Origin of the sequence: Klebsiella sp. RHBSTW-00484, assembly GCF_013705725.1 — a bacterium.
In the GTDB taxonomy this organism is placed as follows: Bacteria; Pseudomonadota; Gammaproteobacteria; order Enterobacterales; family Enterobacteriaceae; genus Klebsiella.
Genome location: NZ_CP055481.1, coordinates 2,661,656 through 2,683,733, shown reverse-complemented (window position 1 = coordinate 2,683,733; position 22,078 = coordinate 2,661,656). Strand labels below are relative to the sequence as shown.

The following is a 22,078-nucleotide window of genomic DNA, read 5'->3' as shown; positions in this document are numbered from 1 at the left end:
GCAACAAAATCATTCGGATTGTTCCCCGGCGGCATAGCGCACGCCGGGGCTGAAAGCCATTACAGCACTTTACTCAGAAACTCAGCGGTGCGCGGGTTTACTGGCGCGGTAAAGATCTGCGCCGGTTTGCCCTCTTCCTGAATAATCCCCTGGTCGATAAAGATAACCCGGTCGGCCACTTCGCGGGCAAAGCCCATTTCGTGAGTCACAATGACCATGGTCATCCCTTCGCTGGCGAGATTTTTCATCACCTCCAGCACATCGCCCACCAGCTCCGGATCCAGCGCCGAGGTCGGCTCATCGAACAGCATAATCGACGGCTTCATCGCCAGCGCGCGGGCAATCGCCACGCGCTGCTGCTGACCACCGGAAAGGCTGGAAGGCCAGGCGTCGCGCTTGTCGCTCAGTCCCACCTTCGCCAGCAGCTCTTCCGCCAGATGTACCGCCTCGGCTCGCGCCATGCCGCGCAGGTTCATCGGCGCCATAATCAGGTTTTCCAGCACCGTTTTGTGCGGGAACAGATTGAAACGCTGAAACACCATACCGACGCTTTCGCGCATCTTATTAATGTCAGTGGCGCGATCGTGGGCGGCAAAACCGTTCACCTCAACCTCACCTTCGCTGACGGTTTCCAGCGCGTTCATGCAGCGCAGAAAGGTACTTTTTCCCGAACCCGATGGCCCGATAATGCAGACCACTTCCTGCGGTTTGATATCACAGCTGATGCCGCGCAGAACGTGGCTGTCGCCGAACCGCTTGTGTAAATTATGAATGTGAATCACTTTTGCCAAACCTCTTTTCCAGACGGTTAACCAGCTGCGCCAGCAGGAAAGTAATAACCCAGTAAACCAGAGAGATGGTCAGGTAGGGTTCCCAGTAGGTGGCGTAAGCGCCGGAAACGGTACGCGCAGCGTAGGCCAGATCCGCCAGACCGATGGCTGAAGCCAGCGAGGAGTCTTTAACAATGGCAATGGCGTTGTTACCGAGCGGCGGCAGAATGCGGCGAAACGCCTGCGGCAGAATGACCTGACGCATAGTTTTCCACCACGGCATCCCCAGCGCGCGGGAGGCTTCCATCTGTCCTTTATCGATAGACTGGATACCGGCGCGGAAGATTTCGGAAACATAGGCCCCGGCGTTGAGCGTTATCGCCACGACGCAGGAGAGAAACGCGCCGTAGTTGGAGCGCAGCTCGCGGGCAAAATCGGCGCTCATCATGCCGCTGGTGACCAGCAGCCCATCGCGCGGATTGATAAACAGCGGCACCAGTGCGAAGTGAACCACCATGATTTGCACAAACAGCGGCGTGCCGCGAAACGCGCTGACGTAAAAGCGTACCGGAAACTGCACCAGGTAACGCAGAACGTATTTCCATACCCCGTGCTCGGCCTTCGCCATTCGCCCCAGCCCGAGGGTCAGCCCCCACAGGGTGCCGAGGATCACGCAGATAATGGTACATTTAATGGTCATCAAGGCACCGTCCATAAACAGCGGACCGTACTCCTCAATGATCTCCCAACGGAATCCCGTCATAACCCTTCCCTAAAAAATACGGCTATCGTTAATGTCGATAGCCGTGATGAAAACAAAAATACAGATTATTGTGCTGGCAGCGTCGGTACGTTCTCGTCGAACCAGGTTTTATAAATTTTGGCGTAGGTGCCATCAGCAACGATTTTCTGTAAACCGGCGTTGATTTTCGCCTGCAGTTCGCTGTTACCTTTCGCTACCGCAATGCCGAAATACTGACGTTCAAATTTGGCGTCCGGCACCAGTTTGAACTGCTTCTCCGGGTGCTGCTTGATGTAGTATTTCACCACACCAACATCACCTACCGCCGCGCTCACGCCGTCTTCAAACAGCTCTTGCAGCATCAGCGGGGTGTTATCAAAACGCTTGATTGAAGTGCTGTTTTTACCCAGTACGTCGGAAACGACGATATCGCCGGTGCTGGAGTTCACCACCCCGACTTTCTCGCTTTTCAGCGCTTCCAGTGAAGTGACTTTAGAGTCTGCAGGAACGACGATGGACTGTTCAGCCGGGAAGTACGGGGCGGAGAAATCAACCATCTGCTTGCGCTTATCGGTGATGGTGATCCCAGAGATAATAATGTCGCGGTCGCCGGTGCTCAGCGTGGCGAAGATCCCTTCCCACGGGGTGTTAATCAGTTTGATATCAAAACCTTCCGCTTTCGCGATCGCTTTGATGATGTCGATATCAAAACCTTCCAGCTGTTTCTGGCTGTTTTCAAACTCAAACGGACGATAGGTCCCGCCGGAGCCGACCACGTAAGTTTGCTGGGCCGCCTGGGCGGTGCCAATCAGCGCTGCCATCAGGCAGCACGCTTTCATCCAATTCTTAACCATAACAACTCCGTTTTATGCATTTATTTTGCATAAAAATACACAGAGTCAGCAGAGCATGCAACCGGAAACCTTCCCGGCGGTGAATTATCTTTTGATTAGCCTCGTTTACCGCCGGATTTACCAATAGCCCGATGCAATTCATTGATCCGCTTCATCGATTTTACCGTCTTTTGCGGCGCGGTAGAGGCCACCGATAGCACGATCATCTCCAGGCACACCAGCACCGTACCATGTAGCGGCACTCGGCCATTGTCGTCGCCGCGCGGCACGTCGATCACCACCTGTGCCTCCTGGCTAAAGCGGGAGTCCACCGCCTGGGTGAGCAGAATCGTCGGGATCCCCAGCCGCCGCGCTTCACGCAGGGTGGTCATTCCCTCCCGGTGCGGCGATTTTTGCCCCATCATAATCAGCACATCACCGCGTTGCAGGCTAATGAGCTGTTCGGCGAGGCTAAATCCGGTGCGGTTCATCACATACGAAGGCAGGCCAATGCGGCTCAGCAGCCTGGCGGTATATTCGGCGAGAATGCCCGACGCACCGATACCGAAGATACCCACCTGACGCGCATCACTCAGCAGCGCCACCGCCTGAGCCACCGCCGCGCGGTTATCAGGACGCGACAGCACCGCGCAGGCCCGCTGGTGCCCTTCGAGCACGAAATCGATACTCGAATTCACATCGCTGGACAGCGCGCCCACCGTCGAGATCATTTTTTCTGACGAGGTCGCCGACGGACCAAACCAGCGCTCCATGGTCTGTTTAAGCTCACGCAGCCCGGCAAAACCCAGCGCCTGAATCGCCCGCACCACCGTGGCATCCGAGGTATTCGTCGCGGTAGCGATCTCCATGGCCGTGCGCTCCAGCACCACTTCACGGTTGTCATTGATATAGCTGACCACCACCAGCAGGCGTGGCGACAGCTGATGCGCGCGGGCGCGAAAACGCTCGCCAAACAGGTCAACCCGCCCTTTCTCTCTCTTCACCGGCGTTTTCATTTCAGTCCCTCGGGCAAAGGGCGTCCGGCAATATGCGACTGAACCTGGGCGACCATCAGCGTCAGTGCGGCAAACGAGTTCGAAATAACATCTTCACGCGGCAGCAGAATATAGCGCCCGGTACGGCAAGCGCGCATAAAATCACACCAGCCCGGCATCACGCCTTCCATCGCCTGTAGCTCATCCTGCGGCTTGCCGCCGGTATCCGAGCGCCAGGTGGCGAATACGAAATCGGCATCCAGCTCCGGTAGCTGTTCGGCACTCACGTCAATGCGCTGGCCATCGGGGATCTTGTCAATCAGCGGCGGGAAGCGGAATCCGGCATCGCGCAGCACGCGTCCCAGAGCATGATAAGAGTGATGCACGGTAACCTTGCCGTTATTGGCCTGAATCACCGACACGACAATCTTTTGCGTATCCACCGTCGCCTTCAACTGCTTAATCTGCTCCTGATAGCGACGTTCGAGGATCAATAACCGCGGTTGGGTGCCGGTCAACTGCGCCAGCTTGCTATAAATGCGCGGCGCGCTGCCCTGCAGGTGGTCAATGCTCACCGTCGGGGCAATCTTCTCCAGTTGTTCAACCGAAACGTGGCGGCTGTTCTCGGTGATAATCAAATCCGGCTTTGCGGCGGCGACGGCTTCAAGGTCGATATCCGCCGTGCCGATAAACTGAATCGCGCTGTTATCGAAATCAATCCCGGTTAACTGCGCGCTGGAGCGGAGAAAATGGCTGCCGTCAGGACGGGTCCGTCCGTGGCTGGCGACCGGCGGCACCCCAAGCTCGATCAGCGGAATGGTGATATCCAGATCGTGCATCGACACAATGCGCTGCGGGTGCAGCGGGACGGTCACCGTCCGGCCTAAGTCATCAGTAAATGTTTGCGTATCGGCCGCCGTGGCGACGCCCGCCATTAAGACCAGCAGAGAAATGAACCAGCGCATAGCAATCCTTTTGATTTACAAGGCGTCACGACGACGCCAAAGCAGCACAATAAAAAACGGGCAGCCGACCAGGGCAATCACAATTCCCGCCGGGATTTGTAGCGGAGCAAAAGCCAGTCGCCCCAGGGTATCGGTCACTAACACCAGCAGTGCGCCAATCAACGCGCTGCCGCTGAGCAGAGCTACCTGACCGCCGCGCAGTAAAAAACGCGCCATATGCGGTGCCATCAGACCCACAAAACCCAGGCTGCCAACGCAGGAGACGCTGGCGGAAGTCAGCAGTACCGGCGCGAAAAAGCGCAGCAGCGTCAGTTGTTGCAAACGCACGCCGAGGCCGATGGCGGTCCGGTCGCCCAGCAGCGCCGCATCAGCGGCCCGGGCGGTAAGAAACAAAATCAGCGCCCCCGGCAGCGCCCAGCCAAAAGCCACAATAAGTAGCGGCCAGGTCGCCGCATGTAGACTGCCCGCCAGCCAGATCATCGCCGTCTGCACGTCACGCACGTCTGCGGTGGTCATGAAAATGCCAACCGCCGCTGCCAACGTCCACGACACGCCGATACCGATCAGAATAAAGCGCGGCCGCGAGCAGTCACGGGCCAGCAGCAGAACCAGCAGCGCCACCAGCACACCGCCGAGCATCCCCGCCAGCGGCCGCCAGACGAGTCCCACCGCCGGAAAGAACAGCACCAGCGCCAGCACCACGATGCTGGCACCCTCTTTCACACCGATAAGCCCGGGATCCGCCAGGCCGTTGCGGGTAATACTCTGCATCGCCGCCCCGGCCAGGCCGAGCATCGCCCCGCACAACAACGCCATAAATAGCCTCGGAAGGCGAATATCAAACAAAATAAAGCGTTGCTGCTCCGCCACGTTTTCCGGAGCCAGCAGCGCCTGGAGCAACGTCCCGGAGGGCATAGGGAAGCTGCCGCGCGTCAGACCGAATAGCGCCAACAGCAGGGTCACCAGCAACAACCCACCAGCGATTCTCAGCGCCACCGGGCGCAGCAGCAACTGATAAGAACCAGCAGCAAATGGACGAAACCCGGCGCGATGGGCGGCGCTCTTCATTTAAAAAACCTCGCGGCGATAAAAATAAACACCGGCGCGCCGACCAGCGCGGTCATCGCCCCGGTGGCCAGCTCCTGAGGAGCCACCAGCGTGCGGGCGGTGATGTCCGCCAGCACCAGCACCAACGCACCGACCGGAGCGGCCAACGGCAGCGCCAGGCGAATATCTTCAGTCACCAGACGACGCACCACGTGCGGCACCACCAGGCCAACAAAACCAATCGGCCCGGCTACCGCCACCGCCGAGCCACAAAGCAGCGCGATGGCGGCAAGTCCCAGCAGGCGGGTCTGCACTATCTTCACCCCCAGCCCCAGCGCAACCTTATCGCCCAGCGCCAGCACGTTCAGGCGCGGTGCCAGCACCAGCGCAATCGTCAGCCCCGCCAGCGCAGGGATCAGCGCAGAGCGCAACGTTTGCCAGCTAAGACCGGCAAGATCGCCCGCCAGCCAGGTGCGCATCGCCAGCAGCGTTTGTTCATCGAGGATTAGAATCGCCGCGGTCACCGCCGAGGCAAACGCCGACAGCGCTACCCCGCACAGGGTAATGCGTAGCGGCGTCGCCCCTCCTCGCCCTGACGACGACAGCAGCATCACGCCGCCAAACAGCAGCGCTGCGCCGCAGGCGGCGGTCAGCGGCCTGGCTAACGCCACACCGCCGAGGCTAATTCCCAGCGCCGAAGTTGCCACCACCGCCAGCGAAGCTCCGGCGTTCAGGCCGAGAATATGCGGCTCGCCAAGCGGGTTGCGGATCACGGTTTGCAGCAGCAGCCCTGCCACGCCAAGCGCCGCGCCGGTCAGCAGCGCTGCAGCCAGGCGCACCAGGCGTAAATCAACAATAATGCGGTGATCGAAGTTGCGTGGATCGTAATGAAAAAGCGCCTGAATCACCGTTTGCGGCGCAATCCAGCGCGCGCCCAGCCCGAGATGCACCAGCGAACTGCCAAGCAGCAACAGACTCAGCAGTACCAGCGCCAGCCGGGGCCGGGATTGTCGGCGATGCAGGGACAGCGCGGAGGCGCTCATAAATCCCTCTCCTCGCGAACGCGAAACGGCATAAAAAAAGGCTTGCCGGTCTGCGGATTGACTGACATCTGCACGTCAACGTCAAAGACGGTTTTAATCAGCTCCGGCGTACAGGTTTCTCCTTCGTCGATCACCCCGGCGATCTGCCCTTTTTTGAGAAACACCAGCATGTCGGCGTAGTTCACCGCAAAGTTCAGGTCGTGCAGGACGGTCACTACGGTGCGACCATGTTCGCGGGTTAAGGTTTGCAGCAGTTCGAGGATATCGACCTGATAGCGCAGGTCGAGCCAGGTGGTGGGTTCATCCAGCAGGATGGTCGACGTTTGCTGCGCCAGCGCCATCGCAATCCAGCAGCGCTGACGCTGGCCGCCGGAGAGGCTGTCGACCGGTAAATGGGCAAATTCGGTGGTGCCGGTAAGCCGGAGCGCCTCTTCAACCGCCCGTTCATCGGCATCGGACCACTGACGCATCAGCCCCTGCCAGGGATAGCGTCCGCGCGAAACCAACTCAAAGACCGTTAGCCCTTCGGGCGTCAGCGGCGATTGCGGCAAAATACCCAACCGGCGGGAAACCTCCCGGGTCGGCATCTGGTGAATCACCTCACCGTCCAGGCGCACGCAGCCGCCCAGCGGCTTGAGCATCCGGGCGATAGTCGACAGCAGCGTCGATTTACCGGAACCGTTGGCCCCGGCCAGTACCGTCATTTTCCCATGGGGGATGGTCAGATGAATATTATCGACAATTAACGTCTGGCCATATCCGGCCGACAGGGAATCGAGAACGATCCCCTGCTCTGCAGGTAACACCCGCTGTGGCATAACTCACTCCTGCGCCGCAACGGCGTGGCGCTAACCCGCACGTTCCGCACTCAAACAAAAATAAATCTCATTCTCTTTTGATCATGCGGGGGATGAATGTAGTAGTCAATACCCCATCGTTACGGAAGAAACGCCAGGTTACTACCAAAAACCACACGCTAACAAATAGATTTAATAGTCAATAAAAACAAATAATTAATCCAAAATCGCTTTCTCAATTCAGCGCTAAAATATTGATTATTGCTGCTGACGATTTTTTATCTTACATAACATTTACTACTACATTCCTTCGTGATTGAATGATTCTCAATTACATATCTGAACGCATTTCAAAAGCGAATACAGATAGATTTATTTTTCAGGGCAATGATTTTATTGGCTTTACCTCTCCGCAAAGGCGAGGTTCGTTCACGAGAAACAGAAAATGATTCCATTAAATGTCCCTTTTTCGGCATTAAAAGGGCGTGCGCTTTTTTCACTGATTTTTTTGACCTCACCGGGATTATTGGCGGCAGAAAATAGCGCCGATAAAACAAAGAAAACCGCCGACGAGACGATTACGGTGGTAGCTGACGACGCACAGCAGAACGCCACTAGCGGCTATCAGCCGGTCAGTACCTCAACCGCCACGCTGACCTCGATGCCGATGCTGGATATTCCGCAGGTGGTCAATACCGTGAGCGATAAAGTGCTGGAAGATCAGCACGTCACCAATCTTGATGAGGCGTTGTATAACGTCGCTAACGTCGTACAAACCAATACGTTAGGCGGCACCCAGGACGCCTTTAGCCGCCGCGGTTTCGGTTCTAACCGCGATGGTTCAATCATGACTAACGGACTGCGCACCGTGCTGCCGCGCAGCTTTACCGCCGCCACCGAGCGGGTCGAAGTGCTGAAAGGCCCGGCCTCAACGCTATACGGTATTCTCGACCCCGGCGGCTTGATAAACGTCGTCACCAAACGCCCGGAGCGCACCTTCGGCGGCTCCGTTTCCGCCACTTCCACCAGCTTTGGCGGCGGCACCGGTCAGTTTGACGTAACTGGCCCCATTGAAGGGACGCAGCTGGCGTACCGGGTGATTGGCGAATATCAGAATGAAGATTACTGGCGCAATTTTGGCAAAGAGAAGAGCAGCTTTATCAACCCTTCCCTGACCTGGTTCGGCGAACAGGCGACGGTAAACGTTTCGTATTCACACCGTAACTACAGCACCCCGTTCGATCGCGGCACTATCTTCGATCTGAACACCGGTCATGCGGTTAACGTCGATCGCAAAACGCGTTTTGATGAACCGTTTAACATCACCGACGGTTATTCCGATCTCGCGCAGCTGAATGCGGAATATCGTCTTAATGACGCCTGGACCGCGCGCTTTGACTACAGCTACAGCCAGGATCACTACAACGATAATCAGGCCCGCGTGATGGCCTACGATTCAGTGACCGGAGACCTGACCCGCCGCGTCGACGCCACCCACGGTTCAACGCAGAAAATGCACTCCACGCGGGCGGATTTGCAGGGTAACGTGGTGATAGGCGGTTTCTATAACGAGATCCTCACCGGCCTGGCGTACGAGAATTACGATCTGCTGCGTACCGATATGATCCGCTGTAAGAACGTGAAAGGATTCAATATCTATAACCCGGTCTACGGCACGGTTGACAAGTGCTCCAGCGTTTCGGCATCCGATAGCGACCAGCGTATTCAGCAGGAGAGCTACGCGGGCTACGTTCAGGATGCGCTCTATCTGACCGATAAGTGGATAGCCGTCGCCGGGGTGCGCTATCAGTATTACACCCAGTACGCGGGTAAAGGCCGTCCGTTTAACGTCAACACCGACAGCAGCGACCAGAAATGGACGCCGAAAGTTGGCCTGGTGTATAAGCTGACGCCGACAATCTCGCTGTTCGGTAACGTGGCGCAGTCGTTTATGCCACAGTCCTCTATCGCCAGCTATATCGGTAACCTGCCGCCGGAAGAGTCCACTTCCTACGAATTAGGTGCGAAGTTTGAGCTGTTCAGCGGCGTTACTGCCAATATCGCGCTGTTCGATATTGATAAGCGCAACGTCCTCTATACCGAAGCGGTGGGCGATGAAACCATTGCGAAAACCGCCGGTAAAGTCCGCTCGCGCGGCGTGGAAGTGGATGTGGCCGGGTCGTTGACCGATAACCTTAGCGTCATCGCCAGCTACGGTTATACCGACGCGAAAGTTACCGATGACCCGGATTACCAGGGCAAACCGCTGCCGAACGTGCCGAAGCACACCGGTTCGCTGTTCCTGAGCTATGACATTCATAACGTCTACGACAGCAATACCCTGACGGTCGGCGGTGGCGGTCGGGCGGTCAGCAAGCGTTCCGGCACCAACGGCGCGGATTATTATCTGCAGGGCTATGCGGTAGCGGATGTGTTCGCGGCCTATAAAATGAAGCTGCAATATCCGGTCACTCTGCAGGTTAACGTGAAGAACCTGTTCGATAAGACCTATTACACGTCATCTATCGGCACCAATAATCTCGGCAACCAAATTGGTGACCCGCGCGAAGTGCAGTTTACGGTGAAAATGGATTTTTAAGTTGATAGCGTTCCCCGGTAGTCCAATTAGGCTACCGGGGAAAACAGGGTTAACGGTTTTTCTTAATCGCCCCGGCGTTGTCATACAGCGTCTGAATAAGCTGCTGCTGTTCAGCCGTCGGCTTGATGTCCAGTGAATGGAAAATCTTACCCACCTGATACAGCTGCTCGTTCCCTGAAGCATCTTTAAAGGTTATAGGGACCTGAGTAGTCAGCTTATTCAGCGTAAAAGTGAGATGCTGGATACATTCTGGCGTGCTGGTGACGCAGAGATTTTGCAACAGCGTCAGGTTTAAACTATCAATTCTGTCTTCCTGCACCATTAGCTCGCGCGCTTTATCCCACTCTTTCGCCCGCATATAAAAATCGATCATGGTATAGGATTCAAAATCCGGAACATGCTCATGCAGAACCCGCCGGGCATTAACGGTGTCGTTGGCATAGCTGTAAAATTCAGCAAGCGTTTGATAGGGCCGCGCCATTCTTCTGCCCGGATTATTTTTCGCTTCAGCGAGATAAATAGCTTCTGCGTTCGCGGCAAGCTTTTGTCCTTCAGTGAAGCGTCCCATCTCCATCAGGCTTTTAGCGATCTGCTTTGTCGCGCTCTCCCATTGGTCAAAACTCTGCCCCTGTGATTCAGCGATAAGCGTATTTAAGTATTTATCCGCCAGCGCATCTTGTTTACGCTCATAAAGATACTGCAACGCCTGCATTTTATTTTCGTTGCAATAATTATTGTCGTAGCAGGCATATTCCGGCGCGGTCATCAGTTTGTCCACGCGCTGTTCAAACAGTTCTTTTTCACCAAGATTAAACAGCAGCCTAATCAGATTCAGTTCATCCTGCGGTTTTGGCTCGAAAGCAAACGCTTTATCGTTCTGGGCAATTCTTTCCGATAGCGCGACTGAATAAAGCAACGTCAGGCCATTGTCTTTGTAAAAAGCCAACAGTCCCGGCAGTGACTGTTCATAATAGCTGCCGTTATCCCCCGTCGCCTTCGTTAAGCGTTCTGACAGCGCAATGGCTTTATCTTTGTTACCCGCAAAGGCATACAGGTTAAGCAAATCGATATATTGCTCAAAGTAGGCTACGCCGGAATTTTCCCCTTCCGCAATAATCGCATCCAGCATTGCTAACGCTTTATCGGCATAAAGCGTCGCGTTGGGGATATCATTTTTCGCCTGATAACCTTTAGCAACAATCACCAGCATTTTGAGCTGCATGGGAGGTGACACGACTTCGGCGCCATAGTTTTTTTCATACAGCGCGGCAGCCTGATCGGGGTCAGATTGATAAGCAGTTAAAACAACGGGGAAATAGTAGTCTTTAATTGTAGCATCAGACTTGTTTAGCAGCGCCAGCGCTTTTTCTGGCCGCTTGTTCTTCACCCATGTATTGATGTAGCTCTCATATGAAGTCATTGAGCCAGGTTGTTTCAGACCTATTCTGGATAAAAATTCCAGCGCGGCTTCCGGTGAGTCATTTTCAGCAAGCCAGCTGGCGGAGAAACTCAGCGCGAACTTTGCCTCTTTCGATTGCGAATCCAGCTTCTTCAATAATGCATCGGCCCTCTCCATGGAGCCGTACATAAACATTTCCCTTTGTAGTTCAAACCACGGGCCTTGTGCAGAAAACTTGCTATATTCGGCCAGCGGCACCGCCTTTTCGAGCTTGCGTTCAACAACGGAATAAACATCCGGCTGTTGCTGACTTTGCGCCATGAGAGGGGTCGAAAACAGCGTAGCCAGAGTTAACAGCGACAGTTGAGATAATTTAGTTTTCATTTAAATAATTCCTTTTATGATTTCGTCAATAGCAGCTGCGCCGCAGAATTACCCTGCTTAGCAGATTTTTCTAACCATGCCATTCCAGTGGCAGAGTCGGTACAAGTCAGGTGGTATTTTCCCAGTTCATACTGCGCGGCGGCATCTCCCTGATTGGCTTTATTGGTAATTTCCGTGGGTTTGTACAACGCCGCCAGTTGCTCATTTTTACGATAGCAACGGATAACGCTGACGCCATCTTGGTCGTAGGTTTCCTCAGTGCCATGCATATCGCCATCAACATAAGGTACGGCGCTTAATAATTTCCCCGTGCGATCGTTAAACTCTTTTTTCATGCCATTTTTAATATCATCGACATAATCAACTTCTTCGATTATTTTCCCCGTATTTACGCTCCAGCGGCGATCGGGTCCATTCTTTTTATCCGCTTTATACGTCGTGGTGAACTGTAACTTACCGCGTTCATCCCAGTACTTAGATTCACCGTCAAGCTTGCCATCTTTATAGGGATAAAGTGACTTAGGCTGGCCATTTTCCCGCCACTCTTCGGCGTTGCCATCTTTGACATCATGCTTATAGCTGACCAATGTATTCAACTGACCATTGGCAAACCACTCTTTTGCCACTCCATCTCTACGGCCTTCACTATCAAAGAGTACTTCCTGTTTTAATTGACCGTTCTCATACCAGCTTTTTTTTGCCAGCTGTTTGCCATCTTTATAGGTTGAGGTCGATAACAGCTTCCCTTCTTCGCTGTACTCCTCACTAACGCCATCGTCATTACCGCGGTCATTTTTATGCGCAATTAAGCGAACCTGCCCTGAAGGAAAATAGATAATTTTCTCGCCGACGACCTTACCCTGGCGGTAAGTTGATTTTTCTTTAATTTTGCCATCAGCGAAATACTCGAACTTAAGGGTTAAACCGAATGATTGAGGACGCGCTGAAAGCGTATCCCGGTTACAGGGCGTCTTACTTTTAAAATAGAAGCGATCGGCCAACGGCAGTTTCATATCTTTACCGATAGCGGTTTTACCAATATCAATCTTATCTATTTGCGCAATGAATGTTATCGGTTCAGGTTTTTCCTGAGATAGCGGCTGCAAATAAGATACTGAAGGATAAGCCAGGCATATAATGGCTGCAGATATCTTTCTCAAAACTCATTCCTTGTTTTGGATGTTTTGCCGGAAAGATATTACTGCCAGTTTCAGGTGTAAAGTTATATCATGCCTCTGTCGACTACCGGGCTATATATACCCGTCATACTTCAAGTTGCATGTGCGTTGGCAATAACTCGGCCCATCCCTGGGCCTCGCCCCTTCGGGGCCAGCGCAAGCGCTGTTCAAGGCACGAGTGCCTTGTCCTGCAACTCGAATTATTTAGGGTATAAGCCCGGCATTAGGGAAGGTGCGAATAAGCGGGGAAATTCTTCTCGGCTGACTCAGTCATTTCATTTCTTCATGTTTGAGCCGATTTTTTCTCCCGTAAATGCCTTGAATCAGCCTATTTAGACCGTTTCTTCGCCATTTAAGGCGTTATCCCCAGTTTTTAGTGAGATCTCTCCCACTGACGTATCATTTGGTCCGCCCGAAACAGGTTGGCCAGCGTGAATAACATCGCCAGTTGGTTATCGTTTTTCAGCAACCCCTTGTATCTGGCTTTCACGAAGCCGAACTGTCGCTTGATGATGCGAAATGGGTGCTCCACCCTGGCACGGATGCTGGCTTTCATGTATTCGATGTTGATGGCCGTTTTGTTCTTGCGTGGATGCTGTTTCAAGGTTCTTACCTTGCCGGGGCGCTCGGCGATCAGCCAGTCCACATCCACCTCGGCCAGCTCCTCGCGCTGTGGCGCCCCTTGGTAGCCGGCATCGGCTGAGACAAATTGCTCCTCTCCATGCAGCAGATTACCCAGCTGATTGAGGTCATGCTCGTTGGCCGCGGTGGTGACTAGGCTGTGGGTCAGGCCACTCTTGGCATCGACACCAATGTGGGCCTTCATGCCAAAGTGCCACTGATTGCCTTTCTTGGTCTGATGCATCTCCGGATCGCGTTGCTGCTCTTTGTTCTTGGTCGAGCTGGGTGCCTCAATGATGGTGGCATCGACCAAGGTGCCTTGAGTCATCATGACGCCTGCTTCGGCCAGCCAGCGATTGATGGTCTTGAACAATTGGCGGGCCAGTTGATGCTGCTCCAGCAGGTGGCGGAAATTCATGATGGTGGTGCGGTCCGGCAAGGCGCTATCCAGGGATAACCGGGCAAACAGACGCATGGAGGCGATTTCGTACAGAGCATCTTCCATCGCGCCATCGCTCAGGTTGTACCAATGCTGCATGCAGTGAATGCGTAGCATGGTTTCCAGCGGATAAGGTCGCCGGCCATTACCAGCCTTGGGGTAAAACGGCTCGATGACTTCCACCATGTTTTGCCATGGCAGAATCTGCTCCATGCGGGACAAGAAAATCTCTTTTCTGGTCTGACGGCGCTTACTGCTGAATTCACTGTCGGCGAAGGTAAGTTGATGACTCATGATGAACCCTGTTCCATGGCTCCAGATGACAAACATGATCTCATATCAGGGACTTGTTCGCACCTTCCTTAGGGAATTACCAATCCTCTTCCTGCCCGAGAATACGTAAAATATCCTGCCGATACTGCAACAGCTGCGGATTATCGCGATGGCGAGGAAACGCAAGCGGGAGCGCGAACTCGGCGATAATTCTTCCCGGGCGCGGCGACATCACCAGTACCCGCTCACACAGCAGCAGCGCCTCTTCGATATCGTGGGTGACCAGCAGGCTGGTATAGCCCTGCTGCTGCCACAGTGCAATCAGCTCCCGCTGCATACTGATGCGGGTGAGCGAATCGAGTTTGCCCAGCGGCTCATCGAGCAGCAGCAGGCGCGGTTCATTTAGCAACGCGCGCGCCAGCGCCGCACGCTGCGCCATCCCGCCGGAAAGCTGGCGCGGCCAGGCCTCGCTAAACGCCTCAAGCCCCATCCGTGAAATCAGCGCGTCGGCCTTCGGCTCAAGCCCCTTCTTGCCCTGCGCCTGCGGCCCCAGCAGCACGTTTTGCCGTACCGTCAGCCACGGGTAGAGCGTCGGGTCCTGAAACACCAGAATTCGCTCGGGCCCCGGTCCGTCCATTGCCGCCTCATCAATCTGAATTTGCCCACTCTGCTGCGCCTCCAGCCCCGCCAGCAGCCGAAGCAGAGTCGATTTACCGCAGCCTGACGGCCCAAGCAGCGCGACGCTCTCTCCGGGCCGCAGCTGCAGGCTGATATTCTCCAGCACCGGAACCGCCTGTTTGCCAAGCGTAAAAGCATGATGAAGATGGCTAATCGATACCGTTGCGCCGGTAGATATCGCCTGAGAATTTAGCGTCGCGGTTACCATTTCATCCCTCCCCGCTGCCAGCTCAGCAGCCTGTCGCGGACCATAAACAGCCCGCTAATCAGGCCGGAACATAACAACGCCATCACCAGCAGCGCCGCGTACATATTAGGATACGCCGCCCAGCCCTGCGCCCATTGCAGATAAAAGCCAATCCCGGATTTTACCCCCACCATTTCAGCGACGATCAGCACCGAAAACGACGCGCCGAGGCCCATAAACAGGCCGACAAACACGTTCGGTAGCGCCGCCGGAATCGCCACCCGCAAAATCAGAAAGCGCTGGCTGGCCCCCAGGGTCCGCGCCACGTCATACCATGCCCTATCGATGCCGATCACCCCGGACCAGGTCAGCACGGTCACCGGGAACCAGGTGCTGAGCGCAATCAGAAAAACGCTGGCGCCGAAGCTTGAAGGGAAGATAAACAGGCACAGCGGCAACAGCGCGGTGGACGGCACCGGCCCCAGCAGGCGCAAAACCGGATGTACCCAGTAGCCGATACGCTGAGACCAGCCGATCGCCAGACCGCTGATAAAACCGCAACTGGTGCCAAGCAGCACGCCAAGCCCGAGCAGCCCCAGCGAATGCAGAAGGCTATCGATCAGGCGCGGCCAGTCATCGTGCAGCACTTCAATCAGCGCCTGCGGCGGCGCGAAAAACGGTACCGGCAGAAACGCCGTCTTCGCCGTCAGCCCTTCCCATATAGCAAACAGCACCGGCAGCAGCGCCAGCCATTTCCCGGCATGTTGCAACCGCGCGCCCCGCTGCCGCCAGTAGCGGTAGCTCAGCGCCAGCAGCAGTAGTCCCCCGCCGACGCTGAACTGAGCCAGCGCCCAACCTTCGCTAAACGGCCAGCGCCGCCCGACATCCGGCCAGGCGAGAGTAAAAAAGCCGCCCAGCAGCCACAATACGCCAGCCAGCAGGCCTTCATTCCACAGCGGCCTGCCGCGGGTCGGGCGCGACAGAACCCGTTCAGGCGAAAACGTTGACATAAATACTCTCCGCAAACTGATGAGGATCGGTCCCCGGTTTGATCACCTGCACCCGCTGAAGATCCACCGCATACTGCGTCAGCTCTTTGACAAACGCCTCGCCCACCGCATGATGACCGTGCCCCTGCCCGTGAAGGATCCCGCTAACCTCCGCTTCATTGGTATTGAGCGCATGGGCCAGGAAGGATTGCGCCACGCTTTCCGGGTGTTCAGCGGCGTAGCTGTGCGCTTCAAGAATCGCCTGAGTGAGCGCGGCGGCGGCGGGTTTGTGATCTCGCGCCAGGGTACCGCTGACGCCCAGCACGCAGCAGCTCAGATTGGCGTAATCGCCGGTCATATTGCTGGCGATAAGCTGATATTTACCGGTTTCCAGCAGGCGATAGCTAAACGGTTCGCTGCCGCTAATGGCAGCGATTTCGCGTTTATCCAGCGCGACGCTGAGCAGATCGGCGGGATAGACTTTCCACTGCACGTCGCTTATTGGGTCGATGCCGTGGCGCTTGAGTAAAATGGCGAAGAAGTTTTTGTCCGGCCCGGCCATGTCGGTAACGCCGATAGTTTGCCCTTTTAAGCTCTCCAGGCCGCCAAACGGCGAGTTTTTCGCCGTCAGCAGGTTCAGACAGCCGCCGTGGGTTCCGGCGGTCAACTTGACGTCGAAGCCCTGTTCCAGCGCCTTCAGCCAGCGCAGCGCCATGCCAACCCCGGCATCGGCCTTGCCGGTGGCAATCGCCTCCAGCAGCACGTCCGTTGAGTTGCCGAAGTTAACAAACTCAACGTCGAGATTGTATTTACTGAAAATCTTCTGCTGCTCCGCGACGGCAACCGGGGCAAGGCACACCGCGCTTTTGTTTATCGCCAGTTTGATTTTGTACGGCTGTGCCAGGCGCAGCGCCGGATGCTCGTCGCTGCTCGCCATCGCCGCCATATCGTGAGCCCATAACGGCAGGGATGCCCCCGCCAGCGCCACGCCGCCGGTTAATTGTAAGAAGCGACGGCGGGAAAAACCGGAATGCATCATGGCGCGACCTCCGCATGAGCCTGCGCGGCAGGCACGCTAAAACCGTTATCAAATGTCGGCGTGACGTCGAGCTTTGCGCGGATCAGGCCGTTAGCGAGGTAGAAATCCGCCGTAGACTGCTGCTGGGCGACCGTTTGCGAATCCAGGCGCAGCCACTGCGACTGACGATTGGCAAACTGCGCGCGGGCGATATCCGCCGGGAAGCGGATAATTTCCCCCAGCGTTTTACCGTAGCTATCAAGGTTGGCGTAGGCCCAGCGCTCGGCCCCGGCCAGGCGATTGAGATAATCTTGTAGCGCCGCGCGTTTTTGCGGATCTTTCAGCGCATCATCGGTGGCGGCGAGGAAAGTGTTGCCCGGCAGCAGCCCTTTGCCGCTCACCAGAATCTGCCCCTCGTCGGTCTTGACCAGCTGAGTGGTGTACGGCTCCCAGGTCGCCCAGGCATCTACCGAGCCGTTAAGCAGCGCCACTTTGGCGTCCACCGGCCCGAGAAACACCCACTGCACCTCTTTGGCTGAAATGCCCGACTGCTCCAGCGCTTTCAGCGCCACGAAATGACCAATCGACCCTTTACCGGTGGCGATACGCTTGCCTTTTAAATCCGCCGCGCTTTTCAGCGGGCTGCCGGGAGAGACCAGCACAGCGGTCCCCGCCGGATTACTTTTATCGACGGCGATGGCTTTGACCGGCGCACCGTTAGCCAGCGCGAACAGCAGCGGCGCATCGCCGATAATCCCCACGTCCACCGCACCGGCGTTCAGCGCTTCCGCCAGCGGCGCAGCGGCCGGAAACTCGGCCCACTTAATGTCGTACGAGAGATTTTGCAGCGCGTTGGCGGCTTCCAGCTGCGAACGCATGCCGCCTTTTTGATCGGCGATGCGTAGAGTGATTCGCTCCTGAGCCGCCGCATAGCCGCTCAGGGCCAACAGCATCACCGCCCCGGCTAAACGGGTGAATTTGGGTATGCGCATATGAATTATCCTTATTTTTGAAAAGCGTATTTGCCTGCCGCCAACCACGCGCTGTCGTTCTGCGGGGTATGTACCCGCCCGCACAGCACGTTGCGATAGTGGCGTTCCAGAGGGTTTTGCCGACTCAGACCATGATTGCCGGTCAGCTCAAGCGCCAGGTTCACCGCCTGAATGGCGTTATCGGTAATGGTGACTTTTGCCAGATTCGCCTCGATGGCGGAAAAGCCCAGCTCCGCGGCCTTCTCCAGCAGGTTGCGATTCACCAGCAGTAAGCCGTCAATCTGCCCGACCTTTTCCTGCACTCGCGGCAGGCTGGAAAGAGGCTGCCCGAGGTTTCCCGGAATACGCGCACTCAGCCATGCCACCAGCCAGTCGCGGGCGGCGCGGGCGACGCTGTCGTAAATCGCCGCCAGCAGCGCCGTATGGCGGTTAGCAAACAGGCGAAACTGTTCGGCATCCGGCGCGGGGGGCGCATCGACAGGCCATACGTCCACCGCATTCTCTGCAGACACCTGCACATTTTTCAGAATGACTTCATGACTGCCAGTTGCCCGCATTCCGGCGTGATCCCAGCTTTTCACCACGGTGATGCCGTCACTATCGCGGGGTACCAGCCAGGTACCGACCAGCGGCGTACTGTCGTCACTGCGACCCCAGAGTGCCAGCCAGCTCAGGCCTTCGATGCCGGTGGTATAGATTTTGTGGCCGCTAATTCGCCAGCCCTCCGCGCTGCGGCTCGCCACGGTTTTCGGCAGACCGCCGCGCGCCGGAGATCCCAGCTCCGGCTCCACGCGCAGGCTATTAATCAACCCGCCTCGTTCAACGGCATCCTGAAAAACCTGCTGGCGCAGCGGCTCGGCCCAGTTTTCATTTTCCGCCAGCCGTAGGTGATGCAGGTACTGCATGCAGACGATCAGCGCCGTCGCCGGTTCACCCCAGGCAATGGCGGCGATAGCCTGCTGAAGACGCGCTAAATCGGCTCCCGCCCCGCCATGTTGTCGCGGCACGGCAAGGCTTAAAAAGCCGCGCTGGCGTAAACGTTCGATATTGTGGTGAGGAAATTCACCGCTGGCGTCGAGGCTGGCCGCCTGCTCTGCCATCAGTTGGCGGATCTCCGTCAGCCGCCGCGACCAATCATCGAATGCGGAATCGGTCACGATGCGCGCTCCGCAACGGAGCGTAAGGCGGCTTTTTCACGGGTTATCGGCAGCAGCGCTTTCCCGTACTCCTGCGCATCGTTGAGCGGATCGAATCCGCGGATCAGGAAGTTGCGCACCCCAAGGTCGTAGTAGTCGAGCAGCGCGTCGGCAACCTGTTCTGGCGTGCCCACCAGCGCGGTGGAGTTGTGACCGCCGCCGACCAGTTGGGCGATCCCAGTCCACAGGCGCTTATCCACCACCTTGCCCTGCGCCGCCGTCGCCCGCAGGCGCTGCGCGCCGACGCTATCGGGCTTGGCTTTGAAACCGCCTTCAGTCTGCGCCGCGCGTTCGGTGGCGACGTGCAGAATATGCTCGGCTTTTTCCCAGGCTTCGGCTTCGGTGTCGGCGATAATCGGGCGGAAAGAGACGCTGAAGCCAATCTCACGCTGATGTTTCGCCGCCTCGGCCCGCACGCGCCGGATGGTTTCATCGGTTTGCGCCAGCGACTCTCCCCACAGGGCGAAAATGTTGGCGTGCTTTCCGGCCACGGCAATGGCCGCTTCCGACGAGCCGCCGAAATATAAGGGGATATGCGGCTTTTGCAGCGGGCGGATCGCCGACCAGGCCTGTTCCGCCTGATAAAAATCATTGGCGATATCCACCGGTTGTTCGGCGGTCCAGACCTTGCGGAGGGTGTCGAGGAAGGCATCGGTACGGGCATAGCGCTGGTCATGATCGAGATAGTCACCGTCGCGGCGCTGCTCAGCATCATTACCGCCGCTGATGATATGCACTGCCAGGCGTCCACCCAGCAGGTGTTCAAGGGTAGCGAATTTACGCGCCGCAAGAGTTGGCGAGACAAAACCGGGGCGATGCGCCAGCAGGAAGCTGATGTTTTGCGTCGACAGCCCGGCCAGCGCGGTCACCAGAAATCCATCGGGTTGATCGGACCAGTGGCCCACCAGCAGGCGGTCGAACCCGGCAGCCTCGTGGGTTTGCGCAAAGCGCACGATGTAATCGCGGTCAAAAATCGGGCCAACCGGGGCGATGGTTTCCGACGACAGGCGATGACCGATCATGCCGAGAAACTGAATGCTCATACAGAACTCCTTGTATCAGGATAACGAATGGGCCGCAGCGGCGGCGCGTTTTCATTACCCTATACACAGGCTCTTAATGAACAAAATGCATTTTTATCATATCTTAATATGCGATATAAGCATTTAAAAAATTGCATATATTTTTCATACAGATACATTAAGTTGCTGAACGACCTTAGCGGCAAAAAAAGTCAGCGGTTGGCTCAGATTAGCCAGATTTTGCGCGTTAACCAACCACAGATGTACCTCGGGCTGAAAATCCTCAAGCGTCAGCACCGTCACTTCATCGCGCCAAGGGCTGACGGCCAGCGCAGCGCGCGGTACCAGGCCCAGTCCCAGCCCCTGAGCCACCAGGCTTATTTGCAACTGGGCACCGGCGGTTTCCACATTCAGCGCTAACCGCAGCCCCTGCGATTGCAGCTCGCGGATCAGCCCCGCCCGCAGGCCGCAACCGTCGGGATTCAGCACCCAGCCTTTCTCCGCGCAGTCCCGCAGCGCTCCGGCGTGCAGACGCCAGCTTTTCGCCGCAATCACCACGATATCCAGCGGGCAAAGCAGCCGCCCGCTGTAGCCGTCAGCAAAGCTCAGTTGCTCAGGCCCCATCGCCAGCACCCCATCCAGTTCGACGCTCTCCAGCCGCCTTTGCAACAGCCCGCTCCAGCCGCAGGTGACCTGTGGTTGCAGGGCGGGAAACTGCTGGCGCAACGCGGCCAGCGCCGGTTGCAGCGCAATTTCCGCCACGCTTTGCGGCACCCCGAGACGCAGGATGCCGTGCGGCTCAGCCTCAGGGTCGAGCAGGCCATACAGTTTTTTAGTTTCCCGCTTGATACTCAGACATTGCTCGTAAACCCGGTGCCCGGCAGCGGTCAGGGTAAGCGGTCGGGTCTGGCGCTCCAGCAGCGTCACGTTCAGGGTTTGCTCCAGACGCTGGAGGCGGCGGGTAATCGCCGATTGGGTAATACCAAGATATTCTGCGGCCTGATTCAGGGAGGAAAACTGCACGGTGGCCAGCAGAGCGTCAATGTCGTCGATGCGCATAGAATCCTTAAAGCCTGGCCCATCAGAGCTATTTTGCTTGCCATTTTGAACCTGGGCAGTGCTCAGATCCCTCACGTACTACGTGTACGCTCCGGTTCTTCCGCGCTGTCCGTGTTCAAACTGCCTGCGCCAATGACGCTTGATGGGTAGGCTATCAATGTGATTTTTGCATATTAATATATGCGGAAATTGCATTTTAATTATATTAACGCCTTTGCTAGCGTAAAGACCAGTCCCGACAACAGGAAGCGATCATGACCGCACCGCGAGTGGAAAAATTACGCCAGTTTATTCAAGACGTTGATGCCCTGCATCGCGATTTTACCGATGAGCCCGCCCTGCTGGATGCCGTAGCCCGTCGTCTGGCGACGCTGGTGAAAAAAGATGACTGGCTGCCGGAGGAGTACACGCTGCCGCATCCCCACCACTATCAGCAGTATCTGCTGCACGCCGACTCCGGGCAGCGTTTTTCCATTGTGAGTTTCGTCTGGGGGCCGGGGCAATCGACGCCGATTCACGATCACCGGGTGTGGGGAGCCATCGGTATGCTGCGCGGCGCGGAGGAGAATCAGCGCTACCGCCTGGACCAGCACGGTCAGCCGGTAGTTAGCGGCCTTGCCGAACGCCTCTCCCCTGGCGAGGTGGAAAAGGTCTCTTCCCGCGACGGCGACATTCACCGGGTAAGCAACGCGCTGACGGACAGCGTCTCTATCAGCATTCACGTCTACGGCGGCAATATCGGCGGCGTCAGGCGCGCGGTTTATACCGAGGAAGGCCTCGTTAAACCGTTTGTTTCCGGCTACTCCAATCGCCACTTACCCAATATCTGGGATCTCTCTAAGGATAATTAAT

19 protein-coding genes and 1 pseudogene are annotated in these 22,078 nt (G+C 56.5%); 2 read left to right on the top strand and 18 right to left on the bottom strand.

Features of this window, described 5'->3' with window-relative positions:
* Positions 1 to 59: 59 nt before the first annotated feature.
* The 8 genes from HV213_RS12750 to HV213_RS12715 all read right to left on the bottom strand — a co-directional run bounded on the left by HV213_RS12750 (position 60) and on the right by HV213_RS12715 (position 7,213).
* Positions 60 to 782: an amino acid ABC transporter ATP-binding protein gene (locus tag HV213_RS12750; protein ID WP_181486404.1), complete on the bottom strand. Its 723-nt coding sequence runs from the start codon at positions 780 to 782 to the stop codon at positions 60 to 62.
* A complete protein-coding gene (locus HV213_RS12745; RefSeq protein ID WP_110277278.1) occupies positions 766 to 1,533 on the bottom strand; it encodes an amino acid ABC transporter permease in 768 nt (255 codons plus the stop codon). The genes HV213_RS12750 and HV213_RS12745 overlap by 17 nt, the downstream gene beginning before the upstream one ends.
* Before the next feature lie 65 nt (positions 1,534 to 1,598).
* Positions 1,599 to 2,366 carry a basic amino acid ABC transporter substrate-binding protein gene (locus HV213_RS12740; RefSeq protein WP_181485944.1) on the bottom strand — a complete coding sequence of 256 codons (768 nt, stop codon included), beginning with the start codon at positions 2,364 to 2,366 and terminating at the stop codon, positions 1,599 to 1,601.
* Between the two features lie 95 nt (positions 2,367 to 2,461).
* On the bottom strand, positions 2,462 to 3,361 hold the full coding sequence (locus HV213_RS12735; RefSeq protein ID WP_181485943.1) for a MurR/RpiR family transcriptional regulator: 900 nt from the start codon (positions 3,359 to 3,361) through the stop codon (positions 2,462 to 2,464).
* Positions 3,358 to 4,305: an ABC transporter substrate-binding protein gene (locus HV213_RS12730; RefSeq protein WP_181485942.1), complete on the bottom strand. Its 948-nt coding sequence runs from the start codon at positions 4,303 to 4,305 to the stop codon at positions 3,358 to 3,360. Before HV213_RS12730 ends, HV213_RS12735 begins: the two co-directional genes overlap by 4 nt.
* A 15-nt stretch (positions 4,306 to 4,320) precedes the next feature.
* Positions 4,321 to 5,373, bottom strand: coding sequence for a FecCD family ABC transporter permease (locus tag HV213_RS12725; protein ID WP_181485941.1), 1,053 nt, complete (start codon positions 5,371 to 5,373; stop codon positions 4,321 to 4,323).
* Positions 5,370 to 6,395, bottom strand: a complete 1,026-nt coding sequence (locus HV213_RS12720; RefSeq protein ID WP_181485940.1) for a FecCD family ABC transporter permease — start codon at positions 6,393 to 6,395, stop codon at positions 5,370 to 5,372. Before HV213_RS12720 ends, HV213_RS12725 begins: the two co-directional genes overlap by 4 nt.
* On the bottom strand, positions 6,392 to 7,213 hold the full coding sequence (locus HV213_RS12715) for an ABC transporter ATP-binding protein (protein WP_181485939.1): 822 nt from the start codon (positions 7,211 to 7,213) through the stop codon (positions 6,392 to 6,394). Before HV213_RS12715 ends, HV213_RS12720 begins: the two co-directional genes overlap by 4 nt.
* Before the next feature lie 505 nt (positions 7,214 to 7,718).
* Here HV213_RS12715 and HV213_RS12710 point away from each other — a divergent pair.
* Entirely contained in the window at positions 7,719 to 9,791 is a 2,073-nt protein-coding gene (locus tag HV213_RS12710) for a TonB-dependent siderophore receptor (RefSeq protein ID WP_181486403.1), read from the top strand.
* Positions 9,792 to 9,840: 49 nt separating this feature from the next.
* Here HV213_RS12710 and HV213_RS12705 read toward each other — a convergent pair whose 3' ends face one another.
* The 10 genes and pseudogenes from HV213_RS12705 to HV213_RS12660 all read right to left on the bottom strand — a co-directional run bounded on the left by HV213_RS12705 (position 9,841) and on the right by HV213_RS12660 (position 21,226).
* Complete coding sequence (locus HV213_RS12705) at positions 9,841 to 11,574, bottom strand: tetratricopeptide repeat protein (protein WP_181485938.1); 1,734 nt, start codon at positions 11,572 to 11,574, stop codon at positions 9,841 to 9,843.
* Between the two features lie 14 nt (positions 11,575 to 11,588).
* Positions 11,589 to 12,734, bottom strand: a complete 1,146-nt coding sequence (locus HV213_RS12700; RefSeq protein WP_228288607.1) for a toxin-antitoxin system YwqK family antitoxin — start codon at positions 12,732 to 12,734, stop codon at positions 11,589 to 11,591.
* Between the two features lie 391 nt (positions 12,735 to 13,125).
* Entirely contained in the window at positions 13,126 to 14,106 is a 981-nt protein-coding gene (locus HV213_RS12695; RefSeq protein ID WP_000019403.1) for an IS5-like element IS5 family transposase, read from the bottom strand.
* A 76-nt stretch (positions 14,107 to 14,182) separates the two neighbouring features.
* Positions 14,183 to 14,971, bottom strand: a complete 789-nt coding sequence (locus HV213_RS12690) for an ABC transporter ATP-binding protein (RefSeq protein ID WP_181485937.1) — start codon at positions 14,969 to 14,971, stop codon at positions 14,183 to 14,185.
* Complete coding sequence (locus tag HV213_RS12685) at positions 14,965 to 15,960, bottom strand: ABC transporter permease (RefSeq protein ID WP_181485936.1); 996 nt, start codon at positions 15,958 to 15,960, stop codon at positions 14,965 to 14,967. Before HV213_RS12685 ends, HV213_RS12690 begins: the two co-directional genes overlap by 7 nt.
* The gene (locus tag HV213_RS12680; RefSeq protein WP_181485935.1) at positions 15,941 to 16,978 is read right to left on the bottom strand and encodes an ABC transporter substrate-binding protein; all 1,038 of its coding nucleotides are present in this window, start codon (positions 16,976 to 16,978) and stop codon (positions 15,941 to 15,943) included. The genes HV213_RS12685 and HV213_RS12680 overlap by 20 nt, the downstream gene beginning before the upstream one ends.
* Positions 16,975 to 17,949 carry an ABC transporter substrate-binding protein gene (locus HV213_RS12675; RefSeq protein WP_181485934.1) on the bottom strand — a complete coding sequence of 325 codons (975 nt, stop codon included), beginning with the start codon at positions 17,947 to 17,949 and terminating at the stop codon, positions 16,975 to 16,977. The genes HV213_RS12680 and HV213_RS12675 overlap by 4 nt, the downstream gene beginning before the upstream one ends.
* A gap of 11 nt (positions 17,950 to 17,960) precedes the next feature.
* On the bottom strand, positions 17,961 to 19,049 hold the full coding sequence (locus HV213_RS12670; RefSeq protein ID WP_181486401.1) for an acyl-CoA dehydrogenase family protein: 1,089 nt from the start codon (positions 19,047 to 19,049) through the stop codon (positions 17,961 to 17,963).
* A gap of 34 nt (positions 19,050 to 19,083) precedes the next feature.
* Positions 19,084 to 20,188 (bottom strand): annotated as a pseudogene (locus tag HV213_RS12665) (LLM class flavin-dependent oxidoreductase).
* Between the two features lie 144 nt (positions 20,189 to 20,332).
* Positions 20,333 to 21,226: a LysR family transcriptional regulator gene (locus HV213_RS12660; protein ID WP_181485932.1), complete on the bottom strand. Its 894-nt coding sequence runs from the start codon at positions 21,224 to 21,226 to the stop codon at positions 20,333 to 20,335.
* Between the two features lie 254 nt (positions 21,227 to 21,480).
* Between HV213_RS12660 and HV213_RS12655 the strand changes: the two genes are divergently transcribed.
* On the top strand, positions 21,481 to 22,077 hold the full coding sequence (locus HV213_RS12655) for a cysteine dioxygenase family protein (protein WP_181485931.1): 597 nt from the start codon (positions 21,481 to 21,483) through the stop codon (positions 22,075 to 22,077).
* Position 22,078 lies beyond the last annotated feature (1 nt).